Source organism: Streptomyces agglomeratus, assembly GCF_001746415.1.
Classification (GTDB): domain Bacteria; phylum Actinomycetota; class Actinomycetes; order Streptomycetales; family Streptomycetaceae; genus Streptomyces; species Streptomyces agglomeratus.
The window spans coordinates 4592538-4614120 of the sequence record NZ_MEHJ01000001.1 but is presented as its reverse complement, the minus strand read 5'-3'; the positions used below and the strand labels follow the sequence as shown (position 1 = coordinate 4614120).

General features: G+C 71.3%; 17 protein-coding genes, 1 tRNA gene and 1 pseudogene. 8 read left to right on the top strand and 11 right to left on the bottom strand.

Translation table 11 applies throughout. The annotated features are described in order from the left end of the window. Positions 1–134 precede the first annotated feature (134 nt). Positions 135–1625 carry an MFS transporter gene (locus tag AS594_RS20105; protein ID WP_069928353.1) on the bottom strand — a complete coding sequence of 497 codons (1491 nt, stop codon included), beginning with the start codon at positions 1623–1625 and terminating at the stop codon, positions 135–137. Between the two features lie 62 nt (positions 1626–1687). Between AS594_RS20105 and AS594_RS20100 the strand changes: the two genes are divergently transcribed. After that, positions 1688–2668, top strand: a complete 981-nt coding sequence (locus AS594_RS20100; protein WP_069928352.1) for a helix-turn-helix transcriptional regulator — start codon at positions 1688–1690, stop codon at positions 2666–2668. 288 nt (positions 2669–2956) lie between these two features. On the opposite strand, the gene AS594_RS20095 is transcribed toward AS594_RS20100, so the two are convergent. Beyond that, positions 2957–3955 (bottom strand): sigma-70 family RNA polymerase sigma factor, encoded by a 999-nt coding sequence (locus AS594_RS20095; RefSeq protein ID WP_069928351.1) that lies wholly within the window; start codon positions 3953–3955, stop codon positions 2957–2959. A gap of 163 nt (positions 3956–4118) precedes the next feature. On the opposite strand from AS594_RS20095, the pseudogene AS594_RS41170 reads away from it, so the two are divergent. Beyond that, positions 4119–4478 (top strand): annotated as a pseudogene (locus AS594_RS41170) (N-acetyltransferase family protein); the annotation flags it as partial. A 98-nt stretch (positions 4479–4576) separates the two neighbouring features. On the opposite strand, the gene AS594_RS20085 reads toward AS594_RS41170, so the two are convergent. Beyond that, on the bottom strand, positions 4577–5347 hold the full coding sequence (locus AS594_RS20085) for a dioxygenase family protein (protein WP_079148147.1): 771 nt from the start codon (positions 5345–5347) through the stop codon (positions 4577–4579). A gap of 93 nt (positions 5348–5440) precedes the next feature. On the opposite strand from AS594_RS20085, the gene AS594_RS20080 reads away from it, so the two are divergent. Further along, positions 5441–5932: a MarR family winged helix-turn-helix transcriptional regulator gene (locus AS594_RS20080; protein ID WP_069928348.1), complete on the top strand. Its 492-nt coding sequence runs from the start codon at positions 5441–5443 to the stop codon at positions 5930–5932. Between the two features lie 79 nt (positions 5933–6011). Here AS594_RS20080 and AS594_RS20075 read toward each other — a convergent pair whose 3' ends face one another. Both AS594_RS20075 and AS594_RS20070 read right to left on the bottom strand, forming a co-directional pair. Then, positions 6012–7550: an MFS transporter gene (locus tag AS594_RS20075; protein WP_069932453.1), complete on the bottom strand. Its 1539-nt coding sequence runs from the start codon at positions 7548–7550 to the stop codon at positions 6012–6014. A 123-nt stretch (positions 7551–7673) separates the two neighbouring features. Then, complete coding sequence (locus tag AS594_RS20070) at positions 7674–8330, bottom strand: TetR/AcrR family transcriptional regulator (RefSeq protein ID WP_069928346.1); 657 nt, start codon at positions 8328–8330, stop codon at positions 7674–7676. Positions 8331–8616: 286 nt separating this feature from the next. Between AS594_RS20070 and AS594_RS20065 the strand changes: the two genes are divergently transcribed. Then, the gene (locus AS594_RS20065) at positions 8617–9927 is read left to right on the top strand and encodes a M6 family metalloprotease domain-containing protein (protein WP_069935183.1); all 1311 of its coding nucleotides are present in this window, start codon (positions 8617–8619) and stop codon (positions 9925–9927) included. A 63-nt stretch (positions 9928–9990) separates the two neighbouring features. Here AS594_RS20065 and AS594_RS20060 read toward each other — a convergent pair whose 3' ends face one another. Both AS594_RS20060 and AS594_RS20055 read right to left on the bottom strand, forming a co-directional pair. Further along, a complete protein-coding gene (locus tag AS594_RS20060; RefSeq protein WP_069932455.1) occupies positions 9991–11685 on the bottom strand; it encodes a class I adenylate-forming enzyme family protein in 1695 nt (564 codons plus the stop codon). A gap of 39 nt (positions 11686–11724) precedes the next feature. Continuing rightward, positions 11725–13059, bottom strand: coding sequence for an MFS transporter (locus AS594_RS20055; RefSeq protein ID WP_069932456.1), 1335 nt, complete (start codon positions 13057–13059; stop codon positions 11725–11727). 294 nt (positions 13060–13353) lie between these two features. Between AS594_RS20055 and AS594_RS20050 the strand changes: the two genes are divergently transcribed. Further along, positions 13354–13426: transfer RNA gene (locus tag AS594_RS20050), tRNA-Arg, on the top strand. Between the two features lie 345 nt (positions 13427–13771). On the opposite strand, the gene AS594_RS20045 is transcribed toward AS594_RS20050, so the two are convergent. After that, entirely contained in the window at positions 13772–14236 is a 465-nt protein-coding gene (locus AS594_RS20045; RefSeq protein WP_069932469.1) for a DUF6082 family protein, read from the bottom strand. Between the two features lie 103 nt (positions 14237–14339). Here AS594_RS20045 and AS594_RS20040 point away from each other — a divergent pair, with 103 nt between their 5' ends. Continuing rightward, the gene (locus tag AS594_RS20040) at positions 14340–15434 is read left to right on the top strand and encodes a DUF1152 domain-containing protein (protein ID WP_167368035.1); all 1095 of its coding nucleotides are present in this window, start codon (positions 14340–14342) and stop codon (positions 15432–15434) included. A gap of 44 nt (positions 15435–15478) precedes the next feature. On the opposite strand, the gene AS594_RS20035 is transcribed toward AS594_RS20040, so the two are convergent. Further along, complete coding sequence (locus tag AS594_RS20035; RefSeq protein WP_069928341.1) at positions 15479–15820, bottom strand: deoxyxylulose-5-phosphate synthase; 342 nt, start codon at positions 15818–15820, stop codon at positions 15479–15481. Positions 15821–16092: 272 nt separating this feature from the next. On the opposite strand from AS594_RS20035, the gene AS594_RS20030 reads away from it, so the two are divergent. After that, positions 16093–17595, top strand: coding sequence for a VCBS repeat-containing protein (locus AS594_RS20030; RefSeq protein ID WP_069928340.1), 1503 nt, complete (start codon positions 16093–16095; stop codon positions 17593–17595). Positions 17596–17681: 86 nt separating this feature from the next. Here AS594_RS20030 and AS594_RS20025 read toward each other — a convergent pair whose 3' ends face one another. Continuing rightward, positions 17682–18668 carry an adhesin gene (locus AS594_RS20025; RefSeq protein WP_240509056.1) on the bottom strand — a complete coding sequence of 329 codons (987 nt, stop codon included), beginning with the start codon at positions 18666–18668 and terminating at the stop codon, positions 17682–17684. 342 nt (positions 18669–19010) lie between these two features. Beyond that, complete coding sequence (locus AS594_RS45425; RefSeq protein ID WP_176733109.1) at positions 19011–19478, bottom strand: trypco2 family protein; 468 nt, start codon at positions 19476–19478, stop codon at positions 19011–19013. A gap of 57 nt (positions 19479–19535) precedes the next feature. Between AS594_RS45425 and AS594_RS47270 the strand changes: the two genes are divergently transcribed. After that, positions 19536–21569 (top strand): S1 family peptidase, encoded by a 2034-nt coding sequence (locus tag AS594_RS47270; RefSeq protein ID WP_079148151.1) that lies wholly within the window; start codon positions 19536–19538, stop codon positions 21567–21569. Positions 21570–21583 lie beyond the last annotated feature (14 nt).

Below are 21583 nucleotides of genomic sequence, written 5' to 3'. Positions count from 1 at the left end.
TACGGCCGGGTTGCCTGCGTGTAAACAGATTCGGGCAAGGGGATGGGCACATTCGGGCGTCGGAGAAAACAGAACGGCGCCCGTGTCCCCCGGACACGGGCGCCGTTGGCAGTACGAGCTCGGAGTGTGCGAGCTCAGGGTGTGAGGGCCGGCTCCTTGGAGACGGCCGCGGAGTCGCCGGCCGCCACCTCCGCGCCGGCCTTCGGGCGCGCCGGCAGGGCGAACATGATGCAGAAGATGGCGACCAGGACCGCCGTCGTCCACCACAGCGCGTTCTGGAACGCGTCCACGAAGGCCGTGCCGACCGCGGTGGGTGCGAGGCCGTCGTCGATCACACCGAAGAAGACGACGGAGACGAGGCCGAGACCCAGCGCGTTGCCCGTCTGCCCCATCGTGTTGATCAGGCCGGACGCCGAGCCCGCGTGGTCGCGCGGTACGTCGGACAGCACCGCGTCCGTCAGCGGCGCCACGATCAGTCCCATGCCGAGGCCCATCACCACGAGCGGCAGCGCCATCTGCCAGGACTGGATGGCCGTGCCGTACCGGTCCGCCTCCCAGATGTAGAGCAGCAGTCCGGCCACCATCGTCAGCGCGCCCGCCTGGAGGACCTTCCGGCCGAAGCGCGGTACGAGTTTCTGTACGGACAGACCTGCCGCCAGCGACACCGCGATGGAGAACGGGATGCCCGTCGTACCGGCGCGCAGCGCGCTCCAGCCGAGGCCCATCTGCATGTACAGCGTCCAGACCAGGAAGAAGATGCCCAGCGCCACACCGAACGTCAGCTGCACCGCGATGCCCGCCGCGAAGCTCTTGACCTTGAAGAGCGAGAGCTCGACGAGGGGCGAACCGTCCTTGCGGGTCTTGTAGCGCTCGTACACGACGAAGAGCGCGAAGACGGCCGGGCTGGCGATCATCGAGAGGTGGCCCCACAGCGGCCAGTCCAGCTCCTCGCCCCGGGTGAGCGGGTAGATCAGCATGAGGAGGCCGAGCGTCGCGAGCGCCACGCCCACGAGGTCCAGGCGCAGGGCCTTGGGGGCCTTCGACTCGGTGATGAAGCGGGCGCCGAGGATCAGTCCCGCGATGCCGACGGGGAGGTTGATCAGGAAGATCGGGCGCCATCCCAGCCCGAAGAGGTTCCACTCGGTGAGCAGCGCGCCCAGTATCGGGCCCGACACCGCGCCGAGGCCGACGATCGCACCGAAGAGACCGAAGACCTTGCCGCGCTCGTGCGCGGGGAAGGTGGCGTGGACGATCGACAGGACCTGCGGCACCATCAGGGCAGCCATCGCGCCCTGGAGGATGCGGGAGGCGACGAGGATCTCCGAGCCGCCGGCGAAGCCGCAGAGCGCCGAGGCGAGCGTGAAGCCGCCGATGCCGAGCAGGAAGAGGCGCTTGCGGCCGTAGATGTCACCGAGCCTGCCGCCCGTGATCAGCCCGGCGGCGAAGGCCAGGGCGTATCCCGCGGTGATCCACTGGACGGCGCCGAACGTGGCGCCCAGGTCCTGCCGGATGCTGGGGATCGCTATGTTGACGATCGTCACGTCGACCAGGTCCATGAAGGCGGCGGTCATCACGATGGCGAGCGCGAACCACCGGCGGCGGTCGGGCGGGGCTGTTGAAGTCATGGTGTGAGGCTAGGGGGGATGTAGGACAGGTCATGTCCTAAGGGGGCGGCATCCTGAAGAACATGACGACCGACACTCCGGCCCGGCTCCTGCAACTCCTCTCGCTGCTCCAGACGCCCCGCGAATGGCCGGGCAGCGAGCTCTCCGAGCGGCTGGGAGTCAGCCGCCGTACGGTGCGGCGCGACATCGACCGGCTGCGCGAACTCGGCTATCCCGTACAGGCCACCATGGGTGCGGACGGCGGTTACCGGCTCGTCGCGGGCAAGGCCATGCCGCCGCTGGTCCTCGACGACGAGGAAGCCGTCGCCATCGCCGTGGGACTGCGGGCGGGAGCGGGTCACGCGGTCGAGGGCATCGAGGAGGCGTCCGTACGGGCGCTGGCGAAGCTGGAGCAGGTACTGCCGTCGCGGCTGCGCCGGCAGGTGTCGACCCTTCAGGCCGCCACCATCCCGCTGACCAGCGGCGACGGCGCGACCATCGACCCCCGCACGCTGACCGTGATGGCGGGCGCGGCGACCGGGCAGGAGCGGCTGCGCTTCCGCTACCGGTCGGGGAACGGGTCCGAGACCAGGCGGCTCGTGGAGCCGCACCGGCTGGTCAGCACGGGGCGGCGCTGGTACCTCGTGGCGTACGACCTGGACCGGGAGGACTGGCGTACGTTCCGCGTCGACCGGGTCAGCGAGCCGTTCGCGACGGGGGCGCGCTTCACGCCGCGGGGCCTGCCGAGCGGGGACGCCGCCGAGTTCATCCGGCAGTCCCTGAACCGCTTCCAGTCGCGGTACCGGGTGGTGGCGACCTTCGAGGCGCCCGCCGCTTTCGTGGCGGCCCGGCTGCCGGACTCGCTCGGCACCCCGGAGCCGGTGGGGGACGACGACAGCCACTGCCGGCTCGACGTCACCTCCACCGAATCGATGGAGTGGCTGGGGATCCGGCTGGCACTGGTGGACTGCGAGTTCACGGTGTCCGAGCCACCTGAGCTGGTCGGCTACCTGGCCGATCTCGGCGGCCGGATCAGCCGTGCGACCGCCGAACGGGACCGGTAGACCGGGCGGCCGGGACCGGTGGACCGGGAGCGCACGAGGTCGGCCGCTCCGATCAGCCGCTCCGATCAGCCGGGCCGATCAGCCGGGCCGCCTCGCCGAGCGCGGCTCCGAGCACGGCGGGGGCGGGCAGCCGTGAGCCCCGGCGCCGGGGGGAGGGCACCGGGGCTCGTCCCTGGGAAGGAGACGACGGTTCGGTCTCCGGGAGCGACACCGCGGTTCGGCCGTCTCCGGGAGGAACACGACGGCTCGGCCGTCTCCCGGGGGCACACGACGGTTCGGCCGGGGCGCTTACGCCGCCGATTCGAAGCCGGTGTCGTGGGCCAGGCGCTTCAGCTCCAGCAGAGCGTGCTTCTCGATCTGCCGGATCCGCTCGCGCGTCAGTCCGTGCTGCTTGCCCACCTCGGTCAGGGTCCGCTCGCGGCCGTCCTCGATGCCGTAGCGCATACGGATGATCGAAGCGGTGCGCTCGTCGAGGTGGCCGATGAGGTTCTCCAGCTCCTCGCTGCGCAGCAGGGAGAGCACCGACTGCTCGGGCGAGACCGCCGAGGTGTCCTCCAGCAGGTCTCCGAACTGGGTCTCGCCCGCGTCGTCGACCGGCATGTTGAGCGACACCGGGTCGCGCGCCCAGTCGAGGACGTCGCTGATGCGCTGCGGCTTGGCCTCCAGCTCGGCCGCGATCTCCTCGTGCTCCGGGTCGCGCCCGTGCATGCGGTTGAACTCGCGCTGCACGCGGCGGATGCGGCCCAGTTCCTCCACGAGGTGGACGGGGAGCCGGATGGTGCGCGACTGGTCGGCTATGGACCGGGTGATGGCCTGGCGGATCCACCAGGTCGCGTACGTCGAGAACTTGAAGCCCTTCGCGTAGTCGAACTTCTCGACCGCGCGCACCAGACCCGCGTTCCCCTCCTGGATCAGGTCGAGCAGGGGCAGACCGCTGCGCGGATAACGGCGCGCGACCGCCACGACGAGGCGCAGGTTGGAGCGTATGAAGAGGTCCTTGGCGCGCTCACCCGCCACGACCAGGGCTTCCAGCTCCTCGCGGGAGGCGCCGTTCGCATCGCTCTCCACCTCCTTGTCGAGGATCTGCTGGGCGTACACGCCCGCCTCGATCGTCTGTGAGAGGTCGACTTCCTTTTCGGCGTCGAGCAGCGGCGTCCGTGCGATTTCGTCGAGGTACATGCCGACCAGGTCGCGGTCGGCGATCTCCCCGCCTGCGGCGCGAACGCTGCGCACCCCGCCTGACCCGCTGCTGGCGGTCTGACGACGGGCGACGGCACGGGTTGCCATGCGTGCTCCCTTGCGTAAGTAGGTCGCGATTGGTTGGCTGCCGGACCCCCTTCGGGTGCCCTGCTTCCGAAGGAAACAACGACTGGAATCCGGACAGAATTCCCATGGCGTGCATTCATTTTCGTGATCTTGCAGTACCCTGTCGGCCGCCGAGGGGAGACGCATGCCGCAGGGACACTCAGAGGTGCAGGTCAGGGCGGGCACGGAGGCCGACCTCGGAGCCCTCACCGACCTCTACAACCACTACGTCCGTGAGACGGCGATCACATTCGACACCGCCGTCTTCACGCCCGAGCAGCGCCGCCCGTGGCTGCGCTCCCACCCTGAAGACGGCCCGCACCGCCTCCTGGTTGCTCACGATGTGCGTTCCGGCCGCATTCTGGGCTACGCGACGAGCAGCCCTTTCCGGCCGAAGGCCGCCTACGCCACCTCCGTCGAGGTGAGCGTGTACTGCGCACCCGAGGCCGGCGGGCGCGGCATCGGGACCCTGCTCTACACGGCGCTCTTCCCGGACCTAGACGGCCCGCACACATACGGCCCGGACCTGGAGGGTGCAGACCTGGACGGCCAGGACCTGTGTACGCCCCGGTGCCGGTCAGCCGCGTGCGCGGCGCTCGCCGGTCAGCCGAATTGCACCGACCGCTTCGCCAGTCCCATCCAGAAGCCGTCGATCACGTCACGCTGCGACCCCAGCTCGCCCTCCGATGCGCCCAGCGTCACGAACAGCGGCGCGAAGTGCTCGGTGCGCGGGTGGGCCAGGCGGCCGGCCGGCGACTTGTGTGCGAAGTCGAGCAGCGCGTCCACGTCCGCCGCCGCCAGCGCCTCGCGCCCCCACGCGTCGAACTCCGCCGACCAGCCGGGCACCCCGCCGCCCTGGTGGCGCAGGGCGGCCAGGTTGTGGGTGAAGAAGCCGCTGCCGACGATCAGTACGCCCTCGTCGCGCAGCGGCGCGAGCTTGCGGCCGATGTCCATCAGCCGCCGCGGGTCGAGGGTGGGCATGGAGATCTGGAGTACGGGGATGTCGGCCGCCGGGAACATCTCCACCAACGGGACGTACGCCCCGTGGTCGAGCCCGCGGTCCGGGAAGTCCTGGACGGGCGTGCCGGGCCCGCTCAGCAGCTTCCGTACGGACGCTGCCAGGTGCGGCGCTCCGGGAGCCGCGTACTCCACCCGGTAGTAGTGCTCCGGAAAGCCCCAGAAGTCGTACACGAGCGGGACGGTTTCCGTGGCGCCGAGGGCGAGCGGGGCCTCCTCCCAGTGGGCGGAGACCATCAGGATCGCGCGGGGGCGCGGCAGCTCGGCGGACCAGGCGGCGAGCTGGCCGGGCCACACGGGATCGTCGGCCAGCGGCGGCGCGCCGTGGCTCAGGTAGAGGGCGGGCATACGCTCCATGGCCGAACCTTCCTTGAAGTTTCAAGCTCTCGTCGCTACAACCCTAACTCCATCTAGTTTAAGTTTCAAGAAGTGGGTCGTACAGTGGTGTGCATGACGACGGCACCCCGCTGGCTCAGCGAACAGGAACAGCGCACCTGGCGCGCCTACCTCCAGGCAACCACGCTTCTGGAGGACCACCTCGACCGCCAGCTCCAGCGTGACGCCGGAATGCCGCACGTCTATTACGGCCTGCTGGTGCAGCTCTCCCAGGCACCGCAGCGGCGGCTGAGGATGACCGAGCTGGCCCGCGTCGCCAAGATCACCCGCTCCCGGCTCTCGCACGCGGTCGCCCGCCTGGAGCGCAACGGCTGGGTGCGACGCGAGGACTGCCCCTCCGACCGGCGCGGGCAGAACGCCGTACTGACGGACGAGGGGTACGCGGTGCTGAAGCAGACCGCGCCCGGCCATGTCGCCACCGTCCGGCAGGCGATGTTCGACCGGCTCACCCCGGAGCAGGTCGGCCAGCTCGGCGAGATCATGCGGGTGATGGCCGAAGGACTCCAGCCGCAGGACACGGACGCGGACCTGCCCTGGCTCCGCTAGGAACCGGGACAGGCCCGCTGGACCGGCGTACGCCGCTGGACCGACGTACGCCGACAGGCAGATACGCGTGTGTCAGACGTCAGAGCGCGATGACGGGGATCTTGATCTCGTCCGCCGCATCCGTTTCGGTGCCGGCACCCGTGCCCGGCCCGGAGCCCGCGATCGTCGTCGTACCCGGACGGCCGGTGTTGATCAGCGTCAGCGCGATCGTCGCGGAGACGGCCAGGATGCCGACCGCCCACCAGATGGCGCTCGCGTAGCCGTGCACCATCGCCTGCGCCTGGAGCAGCTGCTCGTTGGTGGCGCCGGCGGCGTGCGAGGCGATGTACGCCGTGGTGGCGCTGGCCGCGATGGTGTTCAGCAGCGCCGTACCGATCGCGCCGCCCACCTGCTGCGAGGTGTTGACCATGGCCGAGGCCACGCCCGCGTCACGCGGCTCGATGCCGTGCGTCGCCAGCGACATGGCCGGCATGAACGCCGTACCCATGCCCAGACCCAGCAGCAGCTGCGCGGGCAGGATGAGTCCGGCGTACGACGAACCGATCTCCAGCTGCGTCAGCAGCAGCATGCCGAGCGCCGCGACCAGGAAGCCGGGACCCATCAGGTAGCGGGGTGCGACCCGCGTCATGAGGCGGGCGCCGATCTGGGTCGAGCCCGTGATCATGCCCGCGATCATCGGCAGGAAGGCGAAGCCGGTCATGACGGGCGAGTAGCCCTTCACGATCTGGAGGTAGTAGGTGAGGAAGAGGAACAGGCCGAACATCGCGATGACGGCGAGACCCAACGACAGGTATACACCGCCGCGGTTGCGCTCCATCAGGACGCGCAGCGGCAGCAGCGGCGACTTGACCTTCGACTCGACGAACACGAAGGCGGCCAGCAGCACGGCCGAAGCGACGAACAGGCCGACCGTGGCGCCCGCCGCCCAGCCGTCGGACTCGGCGCGCGTGAAGCCGTACACCAGCGCGACCAGGCCCAGCGTGGAGAGAACGACACCGGGGATGTCGAGCGGCGAGCGGTTGCGGCCGCCGGCCGGCTCGCGGATCACGAAGTAGGCGCCCGCGGCGGCGACGATCGCGAACGGGATGTTGACGAAGAAGGTCCAGCGCCAGTTCAGGTACTCGGTGAGGAAGCCGCCCAGGATCAGGCCGACCGCGCCGCCACCGCCCGCGATGGCACCGAAGATGCCGAACGCCTTGGCGCGCTCCTTCACGTCGGTGAACGTCACCGCGAGCAGCGAGAGCGCGGCCGGCGCGAGGAGTGCGCCGAAGGCGCCCTGGAGGGCGCGCGAGCCGAGCATCATCGCCTCGTTGGTGGCGGCGCCGCCGAGCGCGGAGGCCGCGGCGAAGCCGAGGAGGCCGACGACGAAGGTGCGCTTGCGGCCCCACAGGTCGGCTATGCGGCCGCCGAAGAGCAGCAGTCCGCCGAAGGCCAGGGCGTACGCGGTGATGACCCACTGGCGGTTGGCGTCGGAAATTCCCAGGTCCTGCTGGGCCGACGGCAGCGCGATGTTCACGATGGTCGCGTCGAGCACCACCATCAGCTGGGCGAGGGCGATGAAGACGAGGGCTTTCCAGCGGTTGGGATCAGGGAGGACAGCGGCGGCTGTTTTTGGCATGGAGGTATCCACCTAAGGGTGCGAAGAGCCGAAAAAGGTACGTAATTAAGCGGGCGGAGGGCCGAGTGGGGTGGGAGTCACGGGCCGAGTGGGGTGGGAGTCACGGGCCGAGTGAGGCGGGAGTCACGACTCCCGGCGCAGGTCCTCCAAGGTCGCGGGAGAGCCGGGGAGAACGGAGCGCGCCGGTGCCTCCAGGCCGTCGAGGAAGAGTTGCAGGTGCCGGTGCACGAACTGGTCGAAGTTGACGCAGGCGCTGCCCGGCAGCGGGCGGGTGAGCTGGGAGAGCGCGACCATCAGGTCGCCGACGGCCACGTCGTCGCGGAGCCGGCCCGCCTGCCGGGCGCGCTCCATGAGGCCGTCGACGGCGTGTTCGAGGCGCGCGCGCTCGGCGAGCAGTTCCGGGTGCTCCTTGTCGAAGCCGTCGGCGAGCATCGGGCACAGCGCGCCGATGCGCTCGTCGGCGGCGGCGTGCACGAAGCGGCGCAGCGCGTCGAACGGGTCGGCCTCTTCGGCGGTCGCCGCGTCCGCCCGGTCCGTGGTGCGGGACATGACGGAGACGACCACGTGGCGGATCAGTTCGTCGCGGTCGGGGAAATGCCGGTACAGCGTCGCGTTGCCGACGCCCGCGCGGCGGGCGATCTCGTCGAGCGGCACCTCGGGGCCGAACTCGACGAACATCTCGCGCGCGGCCGCGACGATCCGCTCCCGGTTGCGCACGGCGTCGGCCCGCGGGCGCGGGGCATTGCGCTGAGCGGTTCCGGTGCGGGTGACGGTGGCCACGGCGCTTCCTCTCGGGCGTAGGCGGTGCGGTCGCGTGCGTACGGCGTGCGGCATGCGACTCAGGTACGTAACCGGGGATCGTTTCCCCACTTCGGCGAACACAGGCATAAACGGGGAGACGGTCCCCGGTTATTTCCCGAAGGCGCACATGTGAGCCGGATCACGCACCGGGCCGAAATTCCCACGATCGGGCCACCCAGCGGGCGCCCGGACGGCCCCCGGCAGAGGGTGATCGAACGAGAGCAGTCAGGGACGGCCGACTGCCGCGGACCCCGAAGGCGAATCTATGCAGCAGACCCGCCCCCGGATACGCAAGCCCCGCCACATCGTCAGCGTCGCCGTCCTGACCGGCCTGGCTCTCACCTCCGTGACCTCCGCCGGCTCCCCGCTCAACAACGGCTCCGAGGCGTCGGCCGGCCCGGTGGGCGCCGGCGACCAGGCCGTCTCGGTGGTCGACGAGGCCGCCCTCAGACCGTGCCGGATCACGGGCACCATGGGCGTACAGATGTCGGAAGGGCTCCCGACACCGCCCGGCTTCGCCCGCTCGACGGGTGAGGTACGCGCCCTCACCCTCATGATCGACTTCTCGGACGCGCCGGGGAAGGGCCCGGCACGCGACCGGTTCGAGGAGTTCTTCCCGCAGACGACGAAGTGGTTCACGACCAGCTCGTACGGGCGCCTGCGCTACCGCCCCGTGACCCCGTTCACCGACTGGGTACGGATGCCGCTGCCCTTCGCGGCGTACGGGATAGACCGGGGCTCACCGTACGAACCGGGCTACCGCAGCCTCGTCCAGGACATCATCGCGGAGACCGACGACCGGGTGAACTTCCGGGCATACGACCTGGTGAACATCCTGGTCACGCCCAATGCCGGGCCCTCGGCCCTGGACACCGTCCTGTCCGTCACCTTCTCCGGCAACGACGACGCGCCGCGCGCGGACGGGGTCCCGCTGGCCAACACCTCGTTCGTCTACAGCCGCCAGGACGACGGATCGGGCTCCTACGGCGAGACGGGCTTCCGGGTGCTGCCGCACGAGAACGGCCACGTCTTCGGGCTGCCGGACCTCTACACCGTGGACGGCGGCGGGACCGTCGGGCACTGGGACATCATGTCGGAGGACTGGGGGGCCAACAACGACCTGCTGGGCTGGCACAAGTGGAAGCTGGGCTGGCTGGACAGCGCACAGATCCGCTGCGCGTCCGAGCGCGGCACCACCGAGCACCTCCTGGCGCCCCTCGCCTCCCGCGACGGGCACGAGGGCCGGGCGAAGCTCGTGTTCGTACCCCTGACGGAGACGACGGGGTACGCCGTCGAGGTCCGCATCCGGGCGGGCAACGACGACGCCGTCTGCAAGCCGGGAGTACTGGTCTACCGCGTCGACGCTGACGTCGACACCGGCAACGGGCCGGTGACCGTCGCCGACAGCGAGCGCGACAGCGGGGGCTGCACGCGGCAGCCCAATGTGCACGCCGAGCTGTCGGACGCGCCGTTCGAGGAGGGCGAGACGTTCCGGGACCGTCAGCACGGCGTCCGAATCGCCGTGACGGACGAGGACGAGCGCGGCAACTTCCGCGTCCGCGTCACCCGCCGCTGACCCTGGGCAACTTCCGGGTCCGCGTCCGCGTCACCCGCCGCTGACGAGGGACAGCCCCGCGGATCACCCGCCGCTGACGAAGGGCCCGGCGGTGGCGCGCAGCTCCCGCTTGAGGATCTTCCCGGTGGCGTTGCGGGGCAGCGGTTCGTCCCGTACGCACACCTGGGCGGGCACCTTGAACGCGGCGAGGCGCTCGCCGACGTGCGCGCGCAGCTCCGGCGCACCGGCCGTGGCGCCGGGCCGCATCCGAACGACGGCGGCGACCTCCTCGCCCAGCACCGGGTGCGGGACGCCGAGCACGGCCGCTTCGAGCACGTCCGGGTGGGCGTGCAGCACGCTCTCGACCTCGACGCAGTACACGTTCTCGCCGCCCCGGACGATCATGTCCGTGATCCGGTCGACGATGCTGACGCGGCCGTCGCGCACGGTCGCGAGGTCACCGGTCATGAACCAGCCGCCGTCGGCGAAGGCCCGCGCGGTGGCATCGGGGTCGTTCCAGTACCCGCGGATGAGGGACTGCCCGCGCAGCCACAGCTCACCGACCTCGCCCTCGGCCACGGCCTGGCCTCCGGGCCCGGCGACGCGGACCTCGGTGCCGGGTGCGGGCCTGCCGACGCTGCCGGGGTACGCGCGGTACGCCGCCCCGAAGTTGGCCATGACGCCGCCGCAGGTCTCGGTGAGCCCGTAGCCGTTGCGCGGCTCGACGCGCCCGCCGTACCGGGCGGTGAGCCGCCCGACGAGGCCGGCGGGCGCGGCGGACCCGCCGGTGTTGAGCATGGTGAGGCTCTCCAGCCCGTCCCCGGCGGCCTCGGCGGCGTCCAGCAGCTGGAGGGCGGTGGCCGGCACGCCGGCGTAGTGCGTGACGCGGTGCTCGCGGATCAGCTCCAGCGCCCGCCCTGCGTCCCACTTGCGCATGAGGACGAGGGTGCCGCCGGCCGCCATGACGGAGTACAGCGCGGTGAAGGCCGCGACGTGGAAGAACGGGAACGTCATGAGCGACACCGGGGCCGGCCCCTGCCCCGGAATCTGCCCGCGCCCGAGTGCGGAGAGCGCGGCGTGGAAGCGCGGGTGCGTGGCGGCGCCCGCCTGGGCGAGGTGGGTGGCCACGGCGCCCTTGGGCCGGCCCGTGGTGCCTGAGGTGTAGATGATCGTGGCGTCGTCCTCGAGGCGCACGTCCACGTCGGGCGGCCCGAGCAGCGGGTCGGCCGCCCGGATCCCCTCGTACGCCTCGTACTCCTCGCCCCACTCCCCCGCGTCGCCGTGGAACACGATCACCCGAGGGCGGTCCTTCCGCCCCCGGGCCCAGGGCTCCACGCGCGGCAGCCGCTCGCCGTCGACGAGCAGCACGCGGGGCGCGCAGTCGTCGAGCGCGTACGTCAGTTCCGGCCCGGTCCACCAGGCGTTGAGCGGTACGGCGACGAGACCGGCCAACTGGGTCGCCCAGAAGGCCACTTGCCATTCGGGGTGATTGCGCATGGCGATGCCGGCGCGGTCCCCGGGCACGAGCCCGAACTCCCCGGTGAACCGCCGGGCCAGCGCGCAGGCCGCGGCGAAGAACTCGCCGTACGTGTACGTCCCGCTCTCCGCGACCAGGAAGGGCCGGTCGCCGTACGCCCAGGTCGCCTCGACGAACTCGCGCAGCGTCCGGGGCCCGCCGGCGTACAGCGGACTGCCGTCCTCCGCGCGCACGACCTCGAAGGGCGCCCCGAGGGCGGTCAGCGCGGCTTCGGCGGCGCGCAGCGGATCATTGTTCGGCACGGACGGACCTCTCCAAGCGCTTGCTCAGCACCCCGGACGCTATGCCGGGTGCCGCTCCGCGTCAAGGTCGGTGCATCCACCATCTTTCTCCCGTCCGGGCGCTTCCCCCTGCCCGGCCTCTCCACTCCCCACAGGCGCCCCACTCCCCGCACGCACTCCACTACGCCCCCGACCTGCACCCCGGCAGGCGACCGCCAGCGCGGCCGGCAGCAGGAGCCCGCCGGCCACGACGATGGAGACGGTGATCCCCAGCAGGTCGGCGGCAAGGCCGCCCAGGACGACCCCGATGATGGTGAAGTTGACCATCAGGGCGTTGAGCAGCCCGACGCCGCGCCCGCGCAACGCCTCGGGCAGGTCGCTGATCAGCGTGTTCGCCACCGGGACCTGGAAGAGACCGGAGCCGACGCCCGCCACCAGGCACCAGGCCAGTACGACGCCCACCCCGAGGGTGTCCCGCAGCCGGCCGGTCGGGGCGAGGAGCAGCAGGGACACCCCGAACAGCACGATGGAGCCGATGAGCAGCCGCCGGTCGGAGAACCGGCGTACCAGCGGCGGGCCGGTCAGGGCCCCGATCACGCAGCCCGCGCCGAACGCCGCCTGTGCCAGGCCGAAGTTGAAGGCGGACAGGTCGAAGACGCCGAGGAGCTGGGAGTTGAGGTTGGTGGTGAACAGGCCGAGGACCAGCATCACCGGTACGAGGACGACCGCGAGGAAGCGCAGCGAGGGGACGGCCAGCACCCCGGAGATGCCGGTGCCCAGCGACTTCCAGTACGACTCCCGGCCGCTGTCCGGGCCGGGGACCGGCACCTCACGCAGTACGGCCATGCTGCCCAGCAGCACCGCGGAGATCACGAAGGTGGCCGCGTCGATGACGAAGACGGCGGAGACGCTGCCGAACGCGAGGAGCAGACCGCCCAGGGCGGGGCCCACGAGGTTCAGCGTGTGGTTGGAGGACTGGAACAGAGCCACCGCCGTCGGGATGCTGTGCCCCCGGACGATCAACGGGATCGCGGTGATCCGGGCCGTCTCGAAGAACGCCTTGGCGATGCCGGTGAGCAGGATCAGTACGAGCAGCAGCAGCGGCGAATCGCGGACCGGAATCATGGCCAGGACGAGCGCGACGCGGACCAGGTCGGAGCCGACCATCAGCCCACGGGCCGGAAAACGGTCGGCCAGCGGGCCCACGAAGGCCCCCAGCACGCCGGAGGGCAGGAGCTGGGCGATGACCACCAGGGACACGTACAGGACCGGATCCGAGGTCTCGGTGGCCACGACGTAGATCAGCGTGATCTTGGTGATGGCATCACCGAGGAAGGACGCGACAACGGCCAGCCAATAGCGTATGTACGTCCGGTCCTTGAGCAGTTCGAGCACTGCCGGCCCCCTGGTTCGAAGTCATGACGACGCCCTCGGAGTGGAGTGGCGCACGGTCTGTGCGGCCGCGCGGATCAGCGCGGCCCGCCCCTCGGGATGCGTACGAAACCCGGGCGGGCGGAGGCGAGTCCATCACGGCGACGGACACCGCGTAAGGGCCTCCTGGCCGCCCGGCGGGACCGGCCGGGCGACCGGGAAGACCACGAACGCTGCCCGGCCCCCAATGCTGCGCCCGCACGAGCACCCATCCGGTACCCTGTGGACCGGTGCCTCCACGGGGCGCCACACGCATTGGCCTCCGTAGCTCAGGGGATAGAGCACCGCTCTCCTAAAGCGGGTGTCGCAGGTTCGAATCCTGCCGGGGGCACAGGTCGGTCAGCCGGTCAGAGGAATCAAGGGCCCTTCCGTTCATACAACGGGAGGGCTCTTTCGTGATCTGGCGTCCGTAGACAGCGGTCCGGCCCGTGGTCCCGGCGGAGCACGGTCACCCTCCCCGCGTGTCCGGCATCGGTCGGGGCGGGAATCAGGGGCAATGAGCAGGGCGACTGTCTGTGACAGACGCAGTCGCAGCGTCGCGACGGCGAGCGCGCTGCCGGGCACCCGGACGTCGCCGGGGCCGAGGCCACGTTCTGGGTGCGGCGCCGAGTCGGAGGGTGAGGCTTCGGCGCCAAGCACATCCCCGCTGGACCGTCGGCCCTCAAGGGCTGGGTCCCTAGGACGTCCGCGCCCCGGCAGACTCGTAACAGCTGTCGGCCACGGCCAGGAAGTTCTTCTTCCTCTTCGCCTCCACGGCATTCGTCAGGTCCGCCCACCCCGACCGGGCCGCACTCCAATACGCCCTGCCGATCTCTCCACGAAAGAATGTGTCGAGATTTACCTTGAGCTGCGCATCGTTGACATCCCTCGTCATGTAGGCCGAGTAGTACCAGGAAAATATGAGATTCGAGAACAGGAGCTGTCTTTGTCTCTCTTCTGATCCAGAAGGTGTCCCCTCGCCCCAGCAGGGCCGCAGGGAGGGGTCGTTCATCGACATGTGTACAAGTTCTCTGTGGTGCGCCCTCATGTTCTCGTCCTGGGACATTCGCGTCTGCCGAGACTGATAGCTGAGTGAAATCGCGATAATGACGAGCGCGGCAGTGGAAATGGCAAGCGAGATGACCGAGATGGCTTGATTCACGTTCAACCCCCCGTTGAAACGGCTTCCATGACTGACTGCCCAGGCGCGGGGCCACCTCAAACGATCCCGGTCGTCGGGCACGACAGGCCGTACGCTGAGGCGGGTGACGCGATTGATCGTGGCAGCCGGTGGCGGGGGCGACGCTGTCGCCGCCGTGATGCTCGACGCGGCCCTGTACGCCGGACAGAGCCCGGCCCTGGTTCTCACGTACGCCTGGGACCGCCTCCTGATCGACCGCGTGCCCGGTCCACGGGGGCCGGGCAATTTCACCGGGCTCCGTCCGATCACCAGAAGCGTGCGGGCCGTGCCGGCCGGCGCCGAGGCGGTGGCACCCGCAGGGTCGACCCTGCCCAGGCTGGCTGCCGAACTGCCCCACACCTTCGCCCTCATCGACCCTCACCACGGGGCCGAGGGCATCGCCCGCCAGCTCGAAGAACTCACCGAGCACCTGGCTCTCGAATCGATCGACCTCCTGGACGTCGGCGGTGACATCCTCGCCCGGGGCGACGAGCCGACTCTCGTCAGCCCGCTGGCCGACGCCCTGACGCTCGCCGCCTGCTGCCGGGTCAACACCCCCGTACGGCTGCTCGTCGCAGGCCCCGGCCTCGACGGCGAGCTTCCCGCCGACGTCCTGCGTAACCGCATGGGCCCGGCGGTCCTCACCCTCACGGCCGAGCATGTCGAGCCGGCCGGACGGGTCCTGGAGTGGCACCCGTCCGAGGCGGCGGCGATGCTCGCGGGCACAGCCCGAGGGGTACGCGGGCTGTGTGAGGTCGTGGGCGCCGGCCGGCCCGTCCCGCTCACCGGGGACAGCCCCACGATCCACGAAGCCGGACTGGACGACGCGCTCAACCGCAATCGGCTCGCCCGAGCCGTCCTCGCGACCGTAAGCCTGGAAGAGGCCGAACAGTACAGCCGCGAGATCTGCGGGTTCTCGGAGATCGACGACGAGCGCGACAAGGCTATGCGGCTCGGCTCCCGGCCGGACCACAGGCTCGCCCCGGAGTCCACGCTCCGCCGGCTCGACCGCTTCGAGGCCGAGGCCCGCAGCCGGGGCATCACCCACGCGACCTTCGGCAGGCTCACCGAGGCCCTCGGCCTCAACGGCACCCAGCGCCCGGACCTCCAGGCCCTGCTTCTCGGCATCCGCCCGGAGCAGTACCAGTCCCCGCTGTGGCACATCCCGGCCGAGGTCTGAGAAGCGACCGCCTTGTGCGAGGCCGGTCCTTCGGTCCGCGCCGGCTAGGGGAGTGTTCTGCGTACGAGCGCTCTGGCGACCGGCTCCCCCGTGGCCTGCGCGTACGCCATGCGCTCCTTCACTTCCCGCAGCGTGCGCGGCCGGTAGCCGGGGCCGCCGCAGCAGCTCTTGTGGAAGCGGATTCCGGCGTTCAGGAGTACGGACAGGACCCGCCAGCCCTCGCGGTCCCGCTTGGACGGCGGGGCGAAGGCAGAACCCACATGGATCAGCGGCTCCGCGCAGCCGGGACAGCGGCGCTCGTGATCACCGGACCGCGCCGGGTACGCCTGCTTGTACGAGGCCCGGCAGGGCAGGCAGACGTAGGAAGTCCTCGCGTGGCCGAACATGCCGTCAGCCTAGAGCGGTCGGAGGAGCGGTTCCACGGCTTTCCCGACGGCTGGGAGCTGTCCGGCCCGGCCGCGCTCTGGGCTGCTCGCCACGGACGTCGGCTGCCGCGGTAGTCGGACCGGACCGGACTCGACGTTACGAGTCGGACCGGACCGGCCTCGACGTTACGAGTCGGACCGGACCGGACTCGATGTTGCACAACCTTCGTACACGTTTGCGGGTCTCCTCTGTGATCACCGCGTCCTTACGCACCGCACCTGGAGAACTCACTGTGCACAAGCGTTTCAGAACTGCCCTGGCCGTCGCGACCGCCGCTGCGCTGACCGGCGGGCTGCTGGGCGTGGCCGCCGGAACGGCGGGGGCTGCCGCGCCCAAGGTGGAGAACGACTTCAACGGGGACGGCTTCAGCGACGTCGTGGTCTCCGCGCCCGGGGCCGGGAGCGCGGGCAACGGCGCCGGCGCCGTCGTCGCGTTCTACGGCTCCGCCACCGGCCCCTCCCTCACCGGACGCACGCTCATCAGCCAGGACACCCCGGGCGTGACCGGCTCCGGCGAGGCCACCGACCTGTTCGGCGCGGCCACCGCGCCGGGCGACTTCAACGCCGACGGGTACACGGACCTCGCGGTCGGTACGCCGAAGGAGGACACCGGCGCCGCGGTCAATTCCGGCCTCGTCCAGATCATCTGGGGCTCCCCGCAGGGCCTGTCCGGCGGGGTGAACGTGCCGAACCCGGCGCCCGTCGACGAGGGCCGGTTCGGTGCGTCGCTCGCCGCCGGCGACTTCGACGGCGACGGCAGGACCGACCTGGCCGTCGGCTCCGCCTCGGCCACCCTGCGGATCTTCTCGCACGGCATCGCCGAGGACGGCACGCCGGGCCGGAAGTCGTCCGTCGCCATGCCGATCCACAGCGGCATCAAGGCCGGAATTCTCAATCTCACCGCCGGCAAGGTCGACAAGGACGGCCGTACCGACCTCGTCGTCGACGGCCAGAGCCGCAATGTCTCGGGCGGCAAGCACCACAACGTCAACTACTACCTGCCCGGCGCCGAGGGCGGTCTCAAGGCGTCCAGCGCCAAGCTGCTGCCCGGTGGCATCAGCGGCGCGATCGGTGACCTCGACGGTGACGGTTACGGCGACCTCGTCACCGGTGTCTGGTGGGCCGCCGCCGGACCCAAGGGCCGGGCCGCCGGCAAGGTGATCATCAACTACGGGTCACCGAACGGCCCTTCGGGACGCACCCAGACCATCGACCAGGCGACCGGCGCCATCCCCGGCGAGCCCGAGAGCCTGGAGCGGTTCGGCGACGCCGTCTCGGTCGGTGACATCGACGGTGACGGCAGGAAGGACCTCGCCATCGGCACGCCGCGCGAGAGCTTCGCCCTCACCCACTCGACGTTCCGTGACGTCGGCACGGTCGTCGTGCTGCGCGGCACGGCGAAGGGGATCGACACCTCCGCCGTCCAGAACCTGCACCACCTGCTCCCGGACATGCCCGGCGTCCACCAGCTGGGCGCCCGCTTCGGCGGCGACGTACTGCTGTCCGACCTCAACGGGGACGCGAAGGCCGACCTGACCATTGGCTCCCGGTACGCCAACGCGGGCCAGGGCATGGTCACCACACTGCCCTCCGACGGCAGGAAGGTCGTCGTCGAAGGCGCGTTCCACACCGGCGCCGCCGATGCCCTCGGCTTCTGGGCGGGCCTCCCGCAGTTCGGCGGCGGCCTGCACAACTCCCGTGCGACGTCGACCATCTCCCGGTCGGGCGACCAGTAGGAGAGACTTCGTCGCCCGCCGGCCGGGCGCTGTGCGTGCGTGCGGCCGGCGGATCGCCGTACGTGCGCGCGGCCGGCGGATCGCCGTCACGCGCGGCAGGTGATCTTCATCTGGGCCGCCGCGTGGTGGGCGCCGACCCGGTCGTCGTCCCCCCAGTCGCGGCCCCGGTCGATCATCTGGACCGCGAAGGTGTCTCCCCTGACCTCGTGGCTCCCCACGGACACCAGGTCGCCCCGGTGGTCGGTCTGGCGGACCGCGAAGGCAGCGTACGACGACTCGTTGTCGTCGGGGTCGGCCAGCAGCCGGTAGAACGTGGGGTCGCCCGCGACGTCCACGTCGCGGGCGCTCTTCGGTACGTACACCGCCAGCGCGCACTCCTCGAAGCCGTCACCGACCCGCCAGGACCAGGTCGCGGTGTTGCCGCGGTCCTTGTCGGGGGCGCCCGACATGGGGACGGCACTGAACCGGCCGTCGCAGGAACCGCCGTCGAAGCCGCCGGAGTCGACCGTGTACCAGCCCGCGTCACCGTTCTCGAACCGGCCGAACTCCTCGTAGTGGCCGGCCGAACAGCCCGGTCCCGCCCACGCCGTGTAGGACGGGTGACGTGCGGGCGGCGGCGGGTTCTTGGGATTCTTGGGGTTCTTGGGTACGCGTGGGGTCTTCGCAGGGGGGCGGGACGTGGCGGCCGGGCTGCTCGGTCCCGGCGTCCGGCTCGCGCCGGGCGGCGGTGCGGCCGGGGCCTCGGGCGGGCCGGTCGGGCCGATCCGCGTCGGTACGCCGCGTGCGAGGTCGTCCGCGTTGCCCACGGGGTCGCCCGTACCGCCGCCGCTGCCGCCGTCCGCGTCGGCCAGCAGCGTGGCCGACGTGACGAGGACGGCCAGGGCGAGGACAACCGCCGTCGCCAGCAGCGCCTTTCGCGGACGGGAGAGCGTCGACAGGCGTCCCGCCGCGGTCTCCCGGGCGATCCAGGCCCCGCTCGCAAGGCGGCTTTCGCCCGTGTCGCCCCCGCAGCCGGGGCAGACCATGCCCGGGAGCGCACCCCTGCGTACGCCACCGCACTGTTCGCACACCATGCGCACCTTCTCGCACCCGAGCTCATGGATCGTGGATCGCAGATCGCGCCTCGTGCCCGTAGCTCGTGGCTCGTGGCTCGTGGCTCGTGGCTCGTGGCTCGTGGCTCGTGGCTCGCGAGCGCGAAGCGTCCGGACCGTCGATCGTCCTCAGAAGTCGTCGGCCCTGTGGCCAAGGGACCCACTATGCATGAGCCGACGACGGCGAGACAGAGGCCGGGCACGAATACCCGAACTGTGGTGCGCCCGCCCCCTCCGTGCGGCACGCCTCCCCGTGCGGCACGCCGTGCCCGGTGGCGGGGCTGGGGCGCGGGCTGCCCCGAGAAGGGGCCCGCGCCCCGCCCCTCAGCCGTCCTCGCGCGGCGCGTCGGCCGTCTCGCCGCCCGCGTCCGCCGGGCCACCCTCTCCCTCCGGACCGCCCGCGTCGTCCGGGCCGCCCTCTTCCTCCGTACCGCCCGCGTCGTCCTGACCGCCCGAATCCACCGGTCCGGCCGCCCGGTCCGGGCCGCCCACGTCCACTGTGCCGCCGCCGTCCCGGTTGCGGGGTTGCAGTTCCACGCTGATGCGGTGGGTCCTGTCGTTCCCCGTCGTCCTGCCGACGTCCGCCGTGACCACGCCGATCCGCAGACCGCCCTTGCCCCCGGTCTCACGGCGGACCTGGACCTCGAACTCCAGGTTCACTTTCTCCACCCGGAAGCGCAGGTCGCTTTCCCTGCCCCGGGTCTGCGCCTTCTCCAGCTCGGCGCGTACCTGGCTGATCACATCCGCCAGTTCCGCACCCTGTGTCTCGCCTTCGGCGTTCAATGTGCTCACATCCCCCCACTGCCGCCAAGGCCCCATTGTCACCTACCGCGACTATGCTGGTACAGCATGGGGGAGTCGATCGGTGGAGCCGGATTAGAGACCAACTTCCGTACGGATCTTGAGACTTGGCGTGTACGGATCCGCAGCAGCCCGCGCGGCCAAGTGCTCGGAGCCGGTGTGCTGCTCGGTGACGGGCTCGTGCTGACCTGCGCCCACGTCATCCGGATCTACGGAACGGACGTCCCCCAGCCGTCCGTGACCGTCGAGTTCCCCGGGGCCGCCGGCGGCGCCGGGTGTCTGCGCGCCGCCGTCGTACCGAACCACTGGGTTCCCCGCGCCGACGACCACAGCGGGGATCTCGCCCTCCTGCGGCTCGACGGGCCGCCGCCGGTCGTCTCGCACGCCACCCTCCACCGGATGCCGACCATCTGGAACCGCCGCGTCCACTTCGCTGGTTACCCTTCCAGGATCACCGGCGGCAAGTGGTCCGAGGCCCTCATCAAGGGCCCGGGCGGGCCCGGCGACGAGTGGGTGCAGATCGATCCGGTCACCGAGGCCGACACCCTGCTGCGGCGCTTCAGCGGCGCGGGAGTCGTCGACAACGCGACCCATCGCGTCATCGGGATCGTCGTCAGTAAACTCGACTCCGAACGCGACGGCGTGCACTACCGGCACGGTTACATGATCCCGACCGGCACGATCGTCAAGCACCTCGACCTCGTGCGCGAGCGCTTCGTGAGCGGCCGGCCCCCGGTGCCGGCCAGCCTCAGCGTCGACCCCGCCACCCTGGCCGCCCGTCCGGCGGTCCTCGTCCCGGTTCCCACCGGACCTGCCGATACCGCCGGACCTGCCGGTACGGCCGGACCTGCCGATACCGCCGGTACGGCCGGTGCTGCCGATACCGCTGGTCCCACAAGCCCCACCGATCCCGCACGTCCCAGTGATTCCGCCGGGCCGGGTAATCCCGCGAGCCCCAGTGATTCCGCCCCTCCCACCCACCCCGCGCATCCCGTCGCCGCCAACAGCCCAACCGGCCCCCCTGGTCCCACCCACGCCGCCGACGCCACTGCCCCCCACAGGCCCCGCCGCCCCGTGTCCGACCTCGGGTTCGCGCGCTGGGTCACCCGCTGGCTGGCGGGTGAAGAGGACATGGCCGATGTGGAGATCACCTTCGTACGGGACGAGGACGAGGACGCCGCCCTCGCCCTGCGCACCACCCTCACCCTCGCCGACCGCGAGCAGTCTCCGCGCACCTCCGTCGCCGTGCCCGGACGCGACCACACCGGCACGGCGCCCCGTGCGGGCAGCCTCGACCTGGCGCTGGACGTCGCCGGCAAGAGTCCCGCGCAGATCATCGAGGAGGTCGCCGAGGGCATGGCGCTCGACGGACCCGGCCTGCTGCCCCTGCCTGCGCGCATCGAGACCGGCGCCCTGCCGCTGACCACCGTGGTCCGCGGGGTGGACGACGCCCTCCGGCCGCTGGAGACGGTGGAGCTGCTGCACACGCTGGTGCGGGCCGGCGGGCGGCTCCTGCTGGTTTTCCGGCAGCTCGACTCCCCCGCCCTGCACCGTACGTACGAACGCCTCCTCGCCCCGGACCGCCCCCAGCGATGGCTGGAGCGCGTCGGCCTGCGCATCGGGGCGCTGGCCCGCACGGAGGAGTCCGCCCGGGAGTTACGGCGCCGAGCGGCGGCCTGCGTCACCCCCCTGCCGACCGTCCGCCGTTACGCCCCCGACCTCGCGATCAAGGCGGCCCGGCTGGAGGGCGATCCGCGGCAGGGCACGACCGGCTTCCTCGTCAAGCTGTCGTACGTCGAGAGGAACGCCGAAACCGCGCTGCTGGAGGCGGAGACCGCCCACCGGCTGCTGACCAGGCAGCTCGCCCGGCACCAGGAGCTGCGCGGCCTGCTCGACGGGCACCAGGCGCGCCTCGCCGCCCACGGCCTGGCCGAGGCGGCGGCCGCCCCGCACCAGGAGGCGCAGCGGCTGCTCACCGGCGGCCCGTGCGAGCTGCCGGTGGCGGCGGCGGCGGTCGACCGGTTCGCGCGGGAGGTCCGCAAGGTGCTCGCGGCCCGCACCGGCACGAAGGGGGACAAGTGAGAGCGTGTCCGCAC